The organism is Synechococcus sp. O70.1 (assembly GCF_047462215.1).
Classification (GTDB): domain Bacteria; phylum Cyanobacteriota; class Cyanobacteriia; order Thermostichales; family Thermostichaceae; genus Thermostichus.
Genome location: NZ_JANSIT010000003.1, coordinates 134,273 through 148,468, shown reverse-complemented (window position 1 = coordinate 148,468; position 14,196 = coordinate 134,273). Strand labels below are relative to the sequence as shown.

The 14,196-nt window shown below is 60.2% G+C and carries 15 protein-coding genes; 4 read left to right on the top strand and 11 right to left on the bottom strand.

The genetic code is table 11. From position 1 onward, the window contains the following. Positions 1-37 precede the first annotated feature (37 nt). The 3 genes from NW833_RS02880 to grxD are packed head-to-tail and all read right to left on the bottom strand — an operon-like array spanning position 38 to position 1,080. Positions 38-388 carry a phage holin family protein gene (locus NW833_RS02880; protein WP_011429463.1) on the bottom strand — a complete coding sequence of 117 codons (351 nt, stop codon included), beginning with the start codon at positions 386-388 and terminating at the stop codon, positions 38-40. A 39-nt stretch (positions 389-427) separates the two neighbouring features. Next, positions 428-742: a BolA family protein gene (locus tag NW833_RS02875; RefSeq protein ID WP_414411482.1), complete on the bottom strand. Its 315-nt coding sequence runs from the start codon at positions 740-742 to the stop codon at positions 428-430. A 2-nt stretch (positions 743-744) separates the two neighbouring features. Further along, positions 745-1,080 (bottom strand): Grx4 family monothiol glutaredoxin, encoded by a 336-nt coding sequence (gene grxD, locus NW833_RS02870; RefSeq protein WP_414393788.1) that lies wholly within the window; start codon positions 1,078-1,080, stop codon positions 745-747. Between the two features lie 444 nt (positions 1,081-1,524). On the opposite strand from grxD, the gene cysE reads away from it, so the two are divergent. Next, a complete protein-coding gene (gene cysE, locus NW833_RS02865) occupies positions 1,525-2,304 on the top strand; it encodes a serine O-acetyltransferase (protein ID WP_414393362.1) in 780 nt (259 codons plus the stop codon). Between the two features lie 73 nt (positions 2,305-2,377). Here cysE and nusB read toward each other — a convergent pair whose 3' ends face one another. The 3 genes from nusB to NW833_RS02850 form a co-directional block, all read right to left on the bottom strand. After that, complete coding sequence (gene nusB, locus NW833_RS02860; protein WP_414393360.1) at positions 2,378-3,208, bottom strand: transcription antitermination factor NusB; 831 nt, start codon at positions 3,206-3,208, stop codon at positions 2,378-2,380. A 92-nt stretch (positions 3,209-3,300) separates the two neighbouring features. After that, complete coding sequence (locus tag NW833_RS02855; protein WP_414411481.1) at positions 3,301-5,454, bottom strand: ATP-dependent helicase; 2,154 nt, start codon at positions 5,452-5,454, stop codon at positions 3,301-3,303. A gap of 15 nt (positions 5,455-5,469) precedes the next feature. Continuing rightward, the gene (locus NW833_RS02850) at positions 5,470-6,321 is read right to left on the bottom strand and encodes a Cof-type HAD-IIB family hydrolase (protein ID WP_414393356.1); all 852 of its coding nucleotides are present in this window, start codon (positions 6,319-6,321) and stop codon (positions 5,470-5,472) included. Between the two features lie 205 nt (positions 6,322-6,526). On the opposite strand from NW833_RS02850, the gene NW833_RS02845 reads away from it, so the two are divergent. The 3 genes from NW833_RS02845 (at position 6,527) to NW833_RS02835 (ending at position 9,033) form a co-directional block, all read left to right on the top strand. Beyond that, entirely contained in the window at positions 6,527-7,438 is a 912-nt protein-coding gene (locus NW833_RS02845) for a DUF1517 domain-containing protein (RefSeq protein WP_414411513.1), read from the top strand. 140 nt (positions 7,439-7,578) lie between these two features. Then, the gene (locus NW833_RS02840) at positions 7,579-8,271 is read left to right on the top strand and encodes a hypothetical protein (protein WP_414411480.1); all 693 of its coding nucleotides are present in this window, start codon (positions 7,579-7,581) and stop codon (positions 8,269-8,271) included. A 15-nt stretch (positions 8,272-8,286) separates the two neighbouring features. Further along, positions 8,287-9,033, top strand: coding sequence for a peptidylprolyl isomerase (locus tag NW833_RS02835; protein WP_414411479.1), 747 nt, complete (start codon positions 8,287-8,289; stop codon positions 9,031-9,033). A 118-nt stretch (positions 9,034-9,151) separates the two neighbouring features. On the opposite strand, the gene bchM is transcribed toward NW833_RS02835, so the two are convergent. From bchM to NW833_RS02810, 5 genes are all read right to left on the bottom strand, one after another. Continuing rightward, positions 9,152-9,817, bottom strand: a complete 666-nt coding sequence (gene bchM, locus NW833_RS02830) for a magnesium protoporphyrin IX methyltransferase (RefSeq protein WP_414393348.1) — start codon at positions 9,815-9,817, stop codon at positions 9,152-9,154. Between the two features lie 125 nt (positions 9,818-9,942). Beyond that, positions 9,943-10,920: a D-alanine--D-alanine ligase gene (locus tag NW833_RS02825; protein WP_414411478.1), complete on the bottom strand. Its 978-nt coding sequence runs from the start codon at positions 10,918-10,920 to the stop codon at positions 9,943-9,945. Positions 10,921-10,969: 49 nt separating this feature from the next. Continuing rightward, the gene (gene ftsZ, locus NW833_RS02820) at positions 10,970-12,079 is read right to left on the bottom strand and encodes a cell division protein FtsZ (protein ID WP_414393345.1); all 1,110 of its coding nucleotides are present in this window, start codon (positions 12,077-12,079) and stop codon (positions 10,970-10,972) included. 464 nt (positions 12,080-12,543) lie between these two features. Then, positions 12,544-13,680, bottom strand: coding sequence for a non-hydrolyzing UDP-N-acetylglucosamine 2-epimerase (wecB, locus tag NW833_RS02815; protein ID WP_414411477.1), 1,137 nt, complete (start codon positions 13,678-13,680; stop codon positions 12,544-12,546). Between the two features lie 307 nt (positions 13,681-13,987). Beyond that, a complete protein-coding gene (locus tag NW833_RS02810) occupies positions 13,988-14,182 on the bottom strand; it encodes a hypothetical protein (RefSeq protein ID WP_414409645.1) in 195 nt (64 codons plus the stop codon). Positions 14,183-14,196: the final 14 nt, after the last annotated feature.

Genomic DNA, 14,196 nt, shown 5'->3' with positions numbered 1-14,196 from the left:
CAACTTGCTGGCTAACTCGGCTTGTTCTGCAAGGAAACTAAGCAGCTTGTTCAAAAATGCTCCGAACCAAGCTGCTAATGATGGAGAGGGCAATTGCCCCAACCAGTGCCCAGCCGAAGTTGTCAACCTTGAAGGCGTCACCGGCAAGCTTGTCGGCAATGAGCAAGCAAATGGCGTTCAAAATTAGGGAAAACAGACCAAAAGTGAAGATCGTAAGCGGTAGGGTAATCAACTGCAGGAGTGGCTTCACCAAGCTATTCACCAAGCCAATGGCTAGCGCCGCTACCAAGGCGCCTCCAAACCCGGAGACGTGGATCCCAGGCAAGAGCCAAGCCAAAATCATCACGCTCAAGGCTGACATCAGCCAGGTGGCTAAAAGAGCTGCCATACCTTCTCCCTTCCCTCGCTGGGGTAGCCGTTTCGCCCTCTATGCTATTTCAATGTGAGACATCTCGGAGGCCGGCAGCTCCTCGGGACTGTACGTTTGCAGGGCCAAGGCATGGATGCTCTGCCCCATCTGCTCGGCTAGGGCGGCGTACACTAGGCGATGGCGCTGCAAAAGCGTTTTGCCAGTAAAAAGAGGCGACACCACCTGTACGCGGTAGTGTCCTCCCACTCCCTGGTGCCGTCCCCTATGGCCAGCATGGCGGTGCGACTCGTCCTCCACGTGGACGTAGAGAGCTTGCAGCTTTTCAGCCAGGAGCTGCCGCAGGCCATCCAAGGTGAGCATGGGATCCCTCAAGGTTAAGGATCAGCCTTGGCAAAGGCGGCTTCCACCAGGGGGCGCAGCTCGTTGCGGGCATGCATCTCCTGGAGAATGTCACAGCCGCCAATGAACTCCCCGTTGATATAGATTTGTGGGAGGGTTGGCCAGTTGGAAAACTCTTTGATCCCTTGCCGAAGTTCCGGATCCTCGAGCACGTTAATAGCTGTGTAGGGGAAGCCCAAGCTGTCCAAAATGCGCACGGCTGTGTAGGAAAACCCACACATGGGCATTTCCGGGGTGCCCTTCATGTAAATCAGCACCTTGTGGGTGCGAATTTGCTCGCGGATTTTCTCTTCCAAAAGAGGGTCTAGCATAGCCGCCTGCAAGTTAAGCACTAGCCGTGATCTCATTTTCGTTCACTTCTAGGTGGCTTGACATTCTCCCTGCCCTAAAGGGCAGGGATTCTTTCTCAGGCAGCAGGATGCTTCCTACTGGCTGAGCTACAAAGCGCTCCGCGCCGCCGTAGGCGAAAGAGCATGAGGCTTAAACCTCAACCCTATGGGGGATGCCATAGCCCCAACTACTGGGCCTAAGCCCAGATACGTTTAGCCGTGCGCTGCACCCTCCTATGAATGGGTGGAGCAATTCTCGCATTCTAGCAAAAGCCGCCCTCTCGCGCTCTTCGGGCCGGAGGCCTTAAGGGCGGGGCTTGAACCCAGTTTTCTTGGTCAACAGGTGTAGGCTGCCAGGGATCCCTCCCACTGGTAACAAAAAGTGCTAGAAGGGGAGAAGTGGAGGTTCCCTATCGGAGGCCGTTCATGCTGACTGAGGCCAAGCAGTCGGCGGCAGAAAGCTCCCAACTAGACAGAGGTGAGGCTCCCCCCTCCAGCCAGCCAAAGCCAAAGCTGGGGTTCTGGCAGCAATTTTGGGAAGATGTCGACTGTGTCTTTGAGCGGGATCCGGCAGCTCGCAACCGCTGGGAGGTCCTCCTCACCTACCCAGGCGTCCACGCTTTGTTTCTGCACCGCATCGCCCATTGGCTGTGGCAGCGGCGCTGCTTCTTGCTGGCCCGGTTGATTAGTTCTATTTCCCGCTCCCTCACCTTGATTGAAATTCACCCAGCAGCCCGGATTGGACGGCGCTTTTTCATCGACCATGGCTGCGGCGTGGTCATCGGCGAGACTGCGGAAATTGGCGACGATGTTACCATCTATCACGGCGTTACCTTGGGGGGCACCTCTTGGACAAAGGGCAAACGGCATCCTACCCTGGAAGACGGGGTAATCGTAGGCACAGGAGCGAAAATCCTTGGCCCAGTCCGCATTGGCGCCAGAGCCCGCATTGGAGCCAACGCCGTCGTGATTCACGATGTGCCCCCTGGGATGACGGTGGTTGGGATCCCAGGCCGGGCAGTCCTCCCACCCCATCAGCGCCGCATCCCCGCCCACGGCATTGACCTCGACCACCACCTCATGCCCGACCCGGTAGGACGGGCAATTGAGCAGTTGCTGCACCGCATTCAAGAGCTGGAAGCCGAGGTAGCCCACCTCAAGCAAGAGCGGGAGCAGGCCCGGCAAGAACAGGCTAGAGGCGAATAAGCAGCAGCCGTGCAAGAGGTTTCTTGGGGGGGATCCCCTGCCATTGTCCAAGGCAGATCTTGGGATCCCGGTTTTAGCCGGGGGAACTGTCAGCAAGTGTCTCCTGGCTGTCCACCACTCGTCGCAGCACGCCGTTGACGAAAGCGGCAGCCTCCGGATCCCCATACTTTTTGGCCAACTCTACAGCTTCGTTGATGGCGACCTTAACGGGGCTGCTGGCCAGTATTTCCATCTCCACCACCGCCAGGCGCAGGATATCGCGCTCGATCCGCCCCACCCGCTGCAGTTGCCAGCCCACCAAGACCCCCTGCAGGCGCGCATCGATAGCTTCCTTGTGGGTGTGCAGGGCAGTCAACAGTTGCAGGGCATAGGCGCGCACCTCCGGCGCTTGGACAATGTGCAACAGCTCCGGCATGGAGAGGGCAGCCCCCAGGCGGTTGACGGCCTTTTGGGACAACTGAACCACTTCCTCCAGGATGTGGCGGACGCTCTGCAGCCGCTGCTCCAGGTGCTCCAGGGCTTGACCCGCGTTGCCGAGGGCCACCTGGGCTTGGTAGACCAGCTCCGGCAACTCCTTTGGCACAGCGACCTCCTGCAAAGCCCTTTCCAGACGCTGCAGCTGCCGCTGGGCCTGCTGAAGACGGAGAGCCAGGGAACGGGATCCGCTCTCCTCCTTCGCCTCAGAAACGGCCAACAACAGGGGATCGCTCTCCTGCAACAGGCGGTCGCTGCGCTGGATCTCCGCTGCTGCGGTTGCAAGGGTTTCATGGGTTTCTTCCTGCAAGGTGCGGATAGCTGCCAACAGCAAGTCTTCCAATTGTTTTTCGCTGAGTTTGGCCGCCGTGGTCGGCAGTTGGCTGACCCCCAGCAAGGCCAGTTCGCGGGCAACACGCCGAGGTTGCATGGCAAAACACCCATGGCCTGTAACGACTGCCCCCGTGGGCTTAGCTATGTTAGCAGGCTGTGGAAGAAACAAGAACCTTAGTTGATCTGGGGCTAATTGAGCCCAAAACTGTGCCTGAGCACGCGAAAGGCCAAAGCTGGGCTCTGCTCTCTGCCATAGGAAGATTGGGTAGAGACCGAGAGGGTCAGCCGCCGTTTGCTGCGGGTGATGCCCACATACAGCAGCCGCAACCGCTCGGCAGCCAAGTCCAAAAAGGCCTGTTCGGTAGGAGAGTTGGCCTGCAGATCCCAGTAGCTTCTGGGGCTGAGCTGCCGCAACTGGGCTAGGGCTTCTGCCTTCATATCGACGTCTTCCAAAAACCTCAGCCCCACCGGTCGCTCCTCGTAGTGGGTAGGAAACTCGTAGGCCGACACCTGGGGGATGAAAACCTGATCCCACTCCAAACCCTTGGCCCGGTGCAGAGTGGCAACCGTGATCGTGCCCGGCTCGGGGTTGAAGGCCAAGATCTCGGAGGGCAGGTTGTGGAGGCGGCGATCCAGAATTACCTGAAACTCCTGGGCAACTTCTTGCCAATCGGTCTCGGGCAGGGATCCCAGCACCTGCTCCAGCTGGTTGAGGACATAGCAGCCCACAAACAGCTCTTCCGGCTTGCGGTAGAGGCTTTGGACAATGACATTCAGCACCTCCGGCCAGGGAGACCGCCCGGCCCGCAGCCAACTGGCCAGGGTGCGCAGCAAGCGGCCCAAGTTCTGCCAAGAGGGGCTCTCAGGCAGCACGGGAGCTGGATCAAACTGGGGAAAGAGCAGCCGCTCCGGCAGCGAGGCGCGGATCCAGCCCAGCATCGGCTCCAGCTCAGTTCGCGGGATCCCGGCCCAATCGGCCAGGCGATCCACTGCCGCAGCCAGCCGAGCAGAGGAAGTGGGCTCGGCCAACCAGTCAATTACCCCCTTGAGCTGCAGCAGCACCCGTCGCTGGCTGGGGCTGCCCCGCAACAGGTCGACAACCCGCTCCCCTCCCATTTCCCGCAGGTAGTCGAGGGCCTTTCCCCCCAGCTCGTTGGTGGTCACCAGAATAGCCACTGTCTGGTCAGGGAAGGTTTGGGCGGCTGCCAGAGCCCACTGGGCCACCTCCTGCAGCTCCCGCTCGGGAGTGCCGCTGACGCAGCGAAACTCCACCTGTCCTTCGCTGGCTGGGGGATTTGGGCTGCCGGCACTGGCTGGGCGAATGGGCTGGGGGGCCAGGGCAGTGCGCAGGGCTGGGATTGGGTGTTCCCGAGTAACCCAGTCCACCAGGCGGTTGGCTAGCTCCAGGATCTGGGGAGCGCTGCGGCTGGACTCCTGCAGGGAGATGATCTGGGGGCTGGCCTGACAAAAGGCGCGAAACAGCCGTGGCTCAGCCGTGGTGAAGGTGCCCATGATGCTCTGGTTGGGATCCCCTACCCGCACCAGGTTGCCCGTGCGCTGGCTGAGCAGCCGCAGCAGCTCTTCCTGCAGGGGGGAGCTGTCCTGGGCCTCGTCCTCGAACAGGTAGTCGTACCAGCTTTGCACCTGCTGCCGCAGCTCTGCGTCGCGCTCCAGCAGATCCATGGCCTGCCAGCCCAGGTCGTCGTAGTCCAGCTGGCCGCGGCGGCGCAGCTCCGCTTGGTAGGCATCGTACACAGGAGCCGCCCAGCCTAGGTAGCCCTCGCGAGGGAGCGCCTCCGGCCCTAGGCGGAGATTCTTGGCCGTGCTAATTACCGCCTGCACCATCTCCTGGAAGCTGCGCCGGAACCGCCGCCGGTTTTGGGCTACCTTTTGGGGGAAATTCTCATCCGTAGGGATCAAGGGCTCCCAGAGGTGGGTGTGGGAGTTGAGCCAGGCGCGGCAAAGGCGGGTGAGGAGGCGCTCCTGCTCATACCCCTCCAAGATGGACAGCTCTTCCCAAGGGCCTGGGGCCTCCCGCAACACCCGCAGTGCCAGCGAATGCAAGGTAAAGGCTTGGGTAAAGCGATCTGGGTAGCCCGCCTCCTGTAGGCGTTGGTTGATACGGTGCAGCAAGTTAACCCGCGCCGAACGCATGTAGGTAAACACCCCGATGCGCTCCGGTGGGACGCCGCGCTTGAGGATGAGATCGGCAACTAGCAGCTCCAGGATAAACGTCTTGCCGCTTCCTGGAACCGCGGAAATCCCCAGTGGCCCCGATTGATAGGCCAAGACCTGTTGCTGCTCTGGACGTAGGATGAGCTGGGGGAAAGGAGAAGCTGCCACGCCCTGCCTCCCTGCCTAGTTGAGGATAAAGGTCTCGATGGCCACCGCCACCCCATCTTCAGTAACAGGAGGGGCAACCCAATCGGCATAGGGCAGCAAGGCCGGCGAGGCATTCCCCATGGCTACCCCGATCCCTGCATACCGCAGCATCTCGATGTCGTTGTCGCCATCGCCAATGGCCATGACCTGCTCTGCCGACACCCCCAACACCTCTTCTGCCAAAAAGCGCACTGCATTGCCCTTGTTGACTGCCGGGTGGGTGGCTTCCAAGAAAATGGGCTCTGACCGCGTGAGGTAGAGCTGCTCGGGAGAATACCGCTGCCGCAGGGATCTCTGGAGTTCCTGCAAAAACTCCGTATCTTCCGAAACCACCAGGATCTTGGTGGGTCTTTGCCCATATTGGGCAGGAGAAAAGATCTGAAACGGCACCTGCGAGCGCTCGGCATAGGCGCGGCTCAAGGGGTTGAGCTCCCGCAAGTAGAGCTGGTCGTCGATGTAGAGGTGCACCCCCACCGGCAGATCCTGCAGCAGCTGCAACAACTCCTCAGTCAGCGACCAGTCCAAGCACCAGTGCTTTAACGTCTTTTGGCTATCGGGATCGCGAATGAGTGCCCCCTGGTAGCTGCAGAGCGGCATATCGGCTCCAATCTCATAGTGAAATCGCTCGGCAGAACAATGCATCCGACCGGTGGCAATGGCCACCCGCACGCCTGCGGCTTTGGCCCTTTGAATGGCTTGCCGCACTGGCTCCGAAACCTGGTTGGAAGGCCCCGCCAGCGTGCCATCGATGTCCAACACCAATAGCCGAATCTTCCTCTGGGCCAAGGGCTGAAGAGATCGCTCTTGAACTGGCACTTCCACTTGCATTGCTCCTCCTCTTGACCGCCTGCCGGCCCCTATTTGCCTAGGGGTTAGGGGTCTAGTGCCCATCTCTAGGGGGCTCGCTACAGATTGTAATGGCCTGTAATGCTCCAAGCTGCTGGTTAAGCGGAGCGCGTCCTTGGCCTCTAGCGCCTGAGGAGAAAGCCTACAATTGAGTAAGGACTAGCCCTGTGATGGATAAACTGTGAACATGCTGAAACACATTGGTCGCACCTGCCGCTCTCTGTTGGCTCTTGCCCTGGCTTTGATCCTGGCTTTGGCCCCTGTGAGCGCTGTCTGGGCGCGCAGCGGTGGCCGCATTGGCGGCGGCTCTTTCCGCTCCCCGACCTTCTCGGCTCCCCGCTCTGTCGGCCCTCGCTCGGCTCCCGTGTACCCCAGCTATGGCGGGGGGTTTGGCTTTCCGCTGGTGGTGCCCTTGTTTTGGGGAGGCGGTGGCAGCCTGCTGGCGTTGCTGCTCTTGATTGGGGCCGGTAGCTTTCTAGTGCGCAGCTTGCGCTCGGCTGTTGCCGAAGAAGAGGAAGTTGGCGACCCGCAGGTAACCGTTGCCCAAGTGAAGGTGGGCCTACTGGCCAGCGCCCGCCAACTGCAAAAGGAGATCAATGCGCTGGCTCTGGAAGCGGATACCCAGTCGCCAGAGGGGCTGAGCCAATTGCTGCAAGAGGTTAGCCTTGGCTTGATGCGCTACAGCGACTACTGGGCCTATGGCTATGCCGAGGCGGAGAAGCTGCCCCTCTCCCGCGCCGAATCCCTGTTCTATCAAGCCTCTTTGCAAGAGCGGAGCAAGTTTAGCGCCGAAACCCTCACCAACCGCAACAACCAGATCCAGCAGCTTCCTCAAGCAGCTCTGCGGCGGGCGGCTGCCGGGATCCCCGAGGTTGGCGAGTACCTGGTCGTCACTCTACTGGTTGCGTATCGCGGCAACTTAGGTACACTACCTGTAGTTAAGTCTGTGGCGGAGCTGCGGCAGTGGCTGATGCAGTTGGCCTCCATCCCTGCCGAGCGGATTGTGGCCATCGAGGTGCTGTGGACGCCGCAGCTAGAAGGAGACACCCTGTCGGCAGAGGCGCTGTTGACCGAGTACCCAGAAATGCGGCTCCTCTAAGGTCGCTGGGCTAGGGAGACGGCGGTTGGCGGCTGGGGTGTTTCAAGCCGCGGGCTCCTTGCCGTCCAAGGTAGGGAGGGCCTGTTTCCGTGTCTGGGTTTGATGCTTCAGCAGCCAGGAGCCGTTGTTCTCCGTGGGCCTTGTCCAGCTGCTACACAACTCAAGCAGACTCTCTGCTGGATGAGCTCTTGGAGGAGTTGGAGCAAAGCCTAGAGGAAGAGGGGGCGGAGGAGTATCCCTATTGGGGTACGCGCCCCCCTTTGCTTCCCCGCCGTTCTTCAGCGAGAGGTGGACTGCTGCTGGGCTTGGCTTCGGCAGCCGCGCTGGTGGCAGGTCTGGCCTTCTGGATGACCCTGCGCCCGCAGCTGGTAGTTGATCCCAGCCACGAGAGGCCTGAGCCTGTCTATTCTGCTTCCCTGCCAGCCCAAGAGCTCTCCTTGGCTTCGAAGGATGAAAACCCTCCCAAGTTGCCTGAACAGGTTCCGTCTCAAGAGCCAAGAGGGAAGAAGCCAGAGGCACCCTCGGCAAGGTTGACAGCGGCCACCAGCCCCTCTGTTGCTCTAGCAGCCGGCCCTCCCCCTTCCGCTCGCGTGTCTAATCCGCCGGCACGGATTCCGCCTCCAGCACCGCCGCAGATGAAATTGGTGGGGTTGATCCACGATCCAGGCGCTCCCAAGGCCTTGATCTTGGTGGACAAAGTGATGCGGCAGGTGCCGGTTGGCCAGACGGTGAAAGGCGAGTGGCGGGTCACCTCCATCAGCCCCCACGGGGTGGCCGTGAGCAATGGCGTCCGCAGCGTTACCCTGCAGTTGGGGTTACCTCAGTCAATTTAGGAGGGAAGCGCACAGATGGCAGTGGGCAGGCTGGGGAAAAGGAGCCGTCGCAGGGCGGGGATTGCCTGCGTGTTGGGATATGTCTGTCTCAGTCTGCTGGCCTGCCGCAGCATGCCTCCTGCACCGGAAGCCTCAAAGGGGATCCCGGCAGCCTATGCCGATCGCCCGCAGCTGCAGGGCAAGGCAGTGGTGGAACTGGAAATCGAGACCGCTGAAGGCCTAGGGCGGGTGCTTCTGGAGATCCGCGGCGATGGGGCGCCTCTTACGGCTGGCCAGTTTGTCGACTTAGTGCAGCGGGGCTTCTACAACGGCTTGACTTTCCATCGGGTGGAGAAAGATCCCCAACCGTTTGTGGTGCAGGGAGGAGATCCCCGAGGGGATGGCACCGGTGGCGCCACCGAGCCAGGCAGCAACCGCCTGCGCACTATCCCTTTGGAAATCCAGGTGCGCGGAGAACCCTACCCCCGCTACAACACTTTGATTGAGGATCCCGTAGCCCTGAGCAAGTTGGTTTTGCCCCATCGTTTGGGGGCGGTGGGCATGGCCCGCTCCAGCCCTCTGGATTCGGCCTCTTCCCAGTTCTATATCGCCCTCTCTGCTCTGCCAATTTTGGATGGGCGCTATGCCGTGTTTGGCTATGTCACCAGTGGCATGGAGTGGGTGGAGCGCATCCAGGTGGGAGATGTCATCCGCTCGGCGCGGGTACTCGAAGGGGCAGAGCTGCTGCGGGTGCCGGGAAGTCCAAACCCAGCTGCAAACTAGGGATCCCGACCGTTCCCTTGCCAAGAGGCCGCCGTTTCCAGTTGCCAACACCCGATTGGGAAGTGTAGGCCAAGGCGCGGCTTGTCCTGCAAAAGTTATCGGCTCCCCTCCGCCGGATTTAGCGCACCAGATCGAGCAGACGGGCGAAGTAGAAGCGGGTTTGAATGGCTTGTCGTTGCTGGACTTTCCAGCCCCACCCGACAAGGTGGCTGACCAAGGTGGCCTCGCGGTGGAGGTAGGCACGGGTGGTTTTGGTGGATCCAGGGAAGAACTCCCCTACTTTCTTGAGCAGCGTCAGCCAGGGGCTTTTGGGAGCAAAGCTGAAGATCAGGCGGGACTTGGCCAGGCTGGTCAAGTGCTTAAGCATGCGCAGGGCGTCGGCTTCGGGGTAGTGGATCATCACGTCCAGGCAGATGACAACATCGTACTGCCCCGTTAGCTCCTCCAGATCCAAGACCTGAAACTGGGGGTTGTCCAGGGATCCCAGCTCAATCTGCTGCCGGCGACGTGCTTCGTTGACCATTTGTTCGGAAATGTCGCTGGCAAACACCTGCGCCCCACGAGCAGCCAGAGGCAGGCTAAGGCTGCCCACCCCACACCCGGCATCGCAAATGCGCAAACCGGAGGGATCCCCCAGCCACTGCAACACCGTTTCAATCGTGCGGGCATGGCCCAGTCGGATGTCCTTTTGGACGAAGTTGACTTCCTCTTCGCCGTAGATGCGGCGCCAGCGCTCGAAGCCAACGGTGTTGAAATAATTGCGGACAATGGTTTTTTCTTGCATAGAACTCACCGCTGCCCTGCCTTTGCAGGGAAACCCCCTCTGCCGGGGGCCTTTCTGCCCAATTTTACCCCGAAGCCGCTGCCGCGACTTTTGGAGGCGCTGCTACCAGAAAGCCAGCGTTCCTATCAGGCTGGCGAACCCAGGGGAGAAGACCGAGATGCAAGCAAGGCTGAGCGAGTTGCAGCCGCTCTCTGTAGGGCATCTTGCAAGATCCGGTCTACCAGCTCTGTAAACGTCCAGCCCAGAGCCGCCGCTGCCTCAGGACAGAGGGAGGTAGGAGTCATGCCAGGCAAGGTATTCACCTCCAGCACCCAGGGGTTCTCGTCGGCGTCCACCCGCAGATCCACCCGCGCCAAACCCTCGCACCCCAGCACCCGATAGGCCTCGAGGCCCACGGCCTCACAGCGGGCTAATCCTGACGAGCTGAGGGAACAGGGGATCAAGTGCCGCGAGCCGCCGGGGGCGTACTTGGCTTCGTAATCGTAGAAATCCCCTCGCGCCGGGATGATCTCAATGGCCGGCAGAACTTGGCCGGAGAGAATAGCAAGGGTAATCTCCTTGCCAGGAATGTAGCGCTCCAGGAAAACCCGCGCCGAGATCGAGCGGGCCAACTCCAGCCCCTGGGCAAACGACTGCTCATCCTGCACAATGCTGATCCCCAGCGTCGAGCCACTGTTGCTGGGCTTTACCACTAGCGGCGATCCCAAGCGCGCCGCACACTCAGCCCAGGAGAGCGGCTGTGCCTCATCCCAGGCCAACCAGTCAGGGGTAGGGACCCCTTCGGCACGAAAGATCTGCTTGGAGACCAGCTTGTCCATAGCTAGGGCGCTGGCCAGCGGCCCGGATCCCTGGTAGGGCAGGCCCAGCCAGTCCAGCATCCCCTGCACCACACCATCCTCGCCACCCGGACCATGCAGGGCAATCCAGACGAAGTCGCAGCCAGATTGCCGTTCCTGCCAGAGACGCAGGGGCAAATCTTCCTCCGGGTCGATGAGCTTGACCCGATGCCCCAAGTCCTCCAGAGCCCGCTTGCAGGCTCTCCCTGTCACTAGGGAGATCTGCCGTTCTGCCGAACGGCCTCCCGCTAGTACAACAATGTTCATGACTCCTCCCCACCTCCAAAGCTTTCCCCAGCATTGCCCCCTCCCCTGGCTAGAGGGTGGGACGGCGGCGGCGTAAAAACTCGGGGATGTCCAACCCCCCAGAAGTCGGGGGCTCAGGCTCAGGGGGCTGCCGAGGGGGTGGCTCTGAGGAGGGCTTGCGCGTTCCCACCGAGTTGGCGGTGGAGGTCTTCGCCGCGGGAGGGCTAGCAGCCGATCGCGAGCGGTCAAAACCTGTGGCGATAACGGTGATGCGCACCTCGCCTTGCATGCGCTCGTCTTGCACCGTGCCAAAGATAATGTTGGCCTCTGGATCTACAGCCTCGGCGATGATCTCCGCTGCTACCGTTACCTCGTGCAACGACAGATCCAGTCCGCCCGTGATGTTGAAGAGTACGCCCTTGGCCCCCTCGATGGAGGTTTCCAAAAGGGGAGAGGACACAGCAGTAATGGCGGCTTCGCGGGCACGGGACTTACCGGATCCCATCCCAATGCCCATCAGGGCAGTCCCGGCGTCGGCCATGACGCTGCGCACATCGGCAAAATCCACGTTGATCATGCCGGGGATGAGAATGATGTCCGAGATACCTTGCACTCCCTGGCGTAGGACATCATCGGCAACGCGAAAGGCTTCGTGCACAGGGGTTTGCTCAGAGATTACCGAGAGCAACTTGTCGTTGGGGATCACAATCAAGGTATCCACTGCCTCCTGCAGGGCTTGGATCCCTTCTTCAGCTTGCTTGGCGCGCCGCTTGCCCTCAAAAGAAAAAGGCCGCGTCACCACTCCCACGGTCAGGGCGCCGCTAGCCTTGGCAATCTGGGCCACCACCGGCGCTCCCCCTGTTCCTGTGCCCCCTCCCATGCCAGCAGCAATGAAGACCAGATCTGCCCCTTTGAGAATGGCGGCAATTTCCTCGCTGGACTCCTCGGCCGCTTTTTGACCAATGGCCGGATTGCCGCCTGCCCCTAGTCCACGAGTTAGCTTTTGCCCGATTTGCAGACGGTTTACTGTTGGCGCTGAGGATTGGGCAAGCGCCTGGGCATCGGTGTTGATGCTCCAAAACTCGACGCCCTTGAGATTACTAGCTGCCATCCGGTTGACTGCGTTGCCACCTCCTCCCCCCACCCCCACGACCTTGATTTTTGCGGCATTGCTCAGCATGCTTTCCTCTGGATAACCTGCCGCCTTAGTCTGAGCCCCGTTCCCTTCAAAGTTGGCTGCCAGCCCTTCGCCTAGGGAGGGTCGGCTGGAGCAAGAAGAAGCTGAGTGGGCCTGCCCCAGACCCTGATCAGGACTAGGGGAGGAGGTATAAGACCAACTGGATGGCATATCAGCCCTCAGGATATCTTTAATTATCCTAGCCAATGCTAAACATCCTAGCCGATCCCAAGGCAACTCCCCTTCTTTGCCAATGTTAAAAATGTTTTTTGCCAGGTAACAGCTTCCAAAAGGCCTCACTGGGATAGTCTAGGCTCTTTTATGTTCGCTACTTTACTTACGCATCCCCCCTTGAAGTTGAGCTTTCTAGGAATGCTAACTTGCCTACGAACCCATATGTTCTACAGTACATAGAGCTGAAGGAGATAGACTGTTGCCCTTAAAACAGGCTGGTATCTTCCTGTAAGCTAATCTCCGCTTAGAGTACTAGCTCTTGCGGCGAGCTGACTCTCGATGAGGCGGCAAATTTGCTGGGCGGCTGTGCCGTCACCGAAGGGGTTTCTGGCTTGTGCCATGCGGGCGTAGGCTTGAGGGTCGGTAAGCAACTCCCGAGCCGCCTCCAGGATCTTTTCGGGGTGGGTGCCGACCAGGCGGGCGGTGCCAGCAGCAATCGCCTCGGGGCGTTCAGTGGTTTGCCGCAGCACCAGCACCGGCTTGCCCAGGGCAGGGGCCTCTTCCTGAATGCCACCCGAATCAGTGAGAATGAAAGTACAGCGCTGCATGGCGCTTACCCAGCAGGGATAGTCCAAGGGATCAGTGAGAAAGACCCGCTCCTGGGATCCCAAGAGCGCTTGCAGGGGCTCCCGCACGACTGGGTTGGGGTGGAGAGGCAAAAGAATAGCCGTATCAGGGAACTCAGCCAAAAGTTGCAGGAGAGCCTTGGCAATGGCTTGAAGGGGATCCCCCCAGTTTTCCCGCCGGTGTATGGTAACCAGCAAAACGCGATAGCGCTCCCAGTCTAGGCCGGGGATAGGACAGGGGATCCCAAGGGAAGCCACCTGCTGTAGGGCATCGATGACGGTGTTGCCCGTGCAGTAGATGGATCCCGCCACGTGGCTGCGCTTGAGGTTTTCCACGGCCTGCGGCGTGGGGGCAAAGTGGAGGGTAGCCAACTGGGAGATGAGGCGGCGGTTGGCCTCCTCGGGAAAAGGGTGGTAAAGATCGTCGGTGCGCAGACCGGCTTCCACATGCCCCACGGGAATGCGTTGGTAAAAAGCAGCCAGGGCGGCAGCAAAGGCTGTGGTGGTGTCACCCTGAACCAAAACCAGTTGGGGCTGTTTCCCCTGCAAGTAGGGTTCTAGGCCGCGCAGGGTGGCTTCGGTAATATCAGCTAGGCTTTGGCGAGGCCGCATGATCCCCAAGTCCCAGTCCGCCTGGAGGCCAAAAAGCCGCATCACCTGATCCACCATCTCTCGGTGTTGCCCCGTCAGGACGACCTCGGTGCGCAGGTAGGGACTGGCCCGCAGGGCCTGGATCACTGGAGCCAGCTTAATGGCCTCGGGCCGCGTACCCAAGATTACAGAAACCAGAGGAGGGGAAGCCATGGGATCAAGGGCAATGGACTAATCTGCTCCGGAGGGCCTTTGGTCGGCAGGGTTCTCAACAGAGACTATAGCCGCCCTTGTCGTGAAGACCTGCCCCACTTTAGCTCTGCCAACAGGCAACCTGGTGGCAGCTCCACCTCCACACGCCCACTAGAACAGATGAAGAGGGATCCTGCAGCCCCCGAAGTCGAAGCGGAGGAACAAGAATCCCTCTCTTTAGGTTGGGTTTTAACGATCTTCTTTCAGCTTTTATCGCACAAAATGAGAGAAATGTTGGTCGTGGGAGAAGGCAAAGCTACTGCTGGGCTTAAATCCACTCCATTTCGTCACAGATGAGAGTAAACACCGTTGCGCAAGTGGCCACCAGCAGCGAGAAGAGAAGGGGCTTGCCGTGAGCTATGCAAACCCCAGCAGCCAAGGAGGCGCCAACAGCAGCAGAAAAAGTGCGGCCTGCCCAATTACCCTTGGAGGGTTTGTCAAAGGGGTTAAACTTGTTAGACATTTCAACCCAAGAGA

Bases quoted from the DNA above. Each gene is read 5' to 3' on its own strand.
- NW833_RS02810 (WP_414409645.1), bottom strand. From the start codon at position 14,182: ATGTCTAACAAGTTTAACCCCTTTGACAAACCCTCCAAGGGTAATTGG.
- grxD (WP_414393788.1), bottom strand. From the start codon at position 1,080: ATGCTAGACCCTCTTTTGGAAGAGAAAATCCGCGAGCAAATTCGCACC.
- NW833_RS02835 (WP_414411479.1), top strand. From the start codon at position 8,287: ATGGCAGTGGGCAGGCTGGGGAAAAGGAGCCGTCGCAGGGCGGGGATT.
- NW833_RS02825 (WP_414411478.1), bottom strand. From the start codon at position 10,920: ATGAACATTGTTGTACTAGCGGGAGGCCGTTCGGCAGAACGGCAGATC.
- ftsZ (WP_414393345.1), bottom strand. From the start codon at position 12,079: ATGCTGAGCAATGCCGCAAAAATCAAGGTCGTGGGGGTGGGGGGAGGA.
- nusB (WP_414393360.1), bottom strand. From the start codon at position 3,208: ATGCAACCTCGGCGTGTTGCCCGCGAACTGGCCTTGCTGGGGGTCAGC.
- NW833_RS02845 (WP_414411513.1), top strand. From the start codon at position 6,527: ATGCTGAAACACATTGGTCGCACCTGCCGCTCTCTGTTGGCTCTTGCC.
- NW833_RS02850 (WP_414393356.1), bottom strand. From the start codon at position 6,321: ATGCAAGTGGAAGTGCCAGTTCAAGAGCGATCTCTTCAGCCCTTGGCC.
- NW833_RS02880 (WP_011429463.1), bottom strand. From the start codon at position 388: ATGGCAGCTCTTTTAGCCACCTGGCTGATGTCAGCCTTGAGCGTGATG.
- wecB (WP_414411477.1), bottom strand. From the start codon at position 13,680: ATGGCTTCCCCTCCTCTGGTTTCTGTAATCTTGGGTACGCGGCCCGAG.
- cysE (WP_414393362.1), top strand. From the start codon at position 1,525: ATGCTGACTGAGGCCAAGCAGTCGGCGGCAGAAAGCTCCCAACTAGAC.
- bchM (WP_414393348.1), bottom strand. From the start codon at position 9,817: ATGCAAGAAAAAACCATTGTCCGCAATTATTTCAACACCGTTGGCTTC.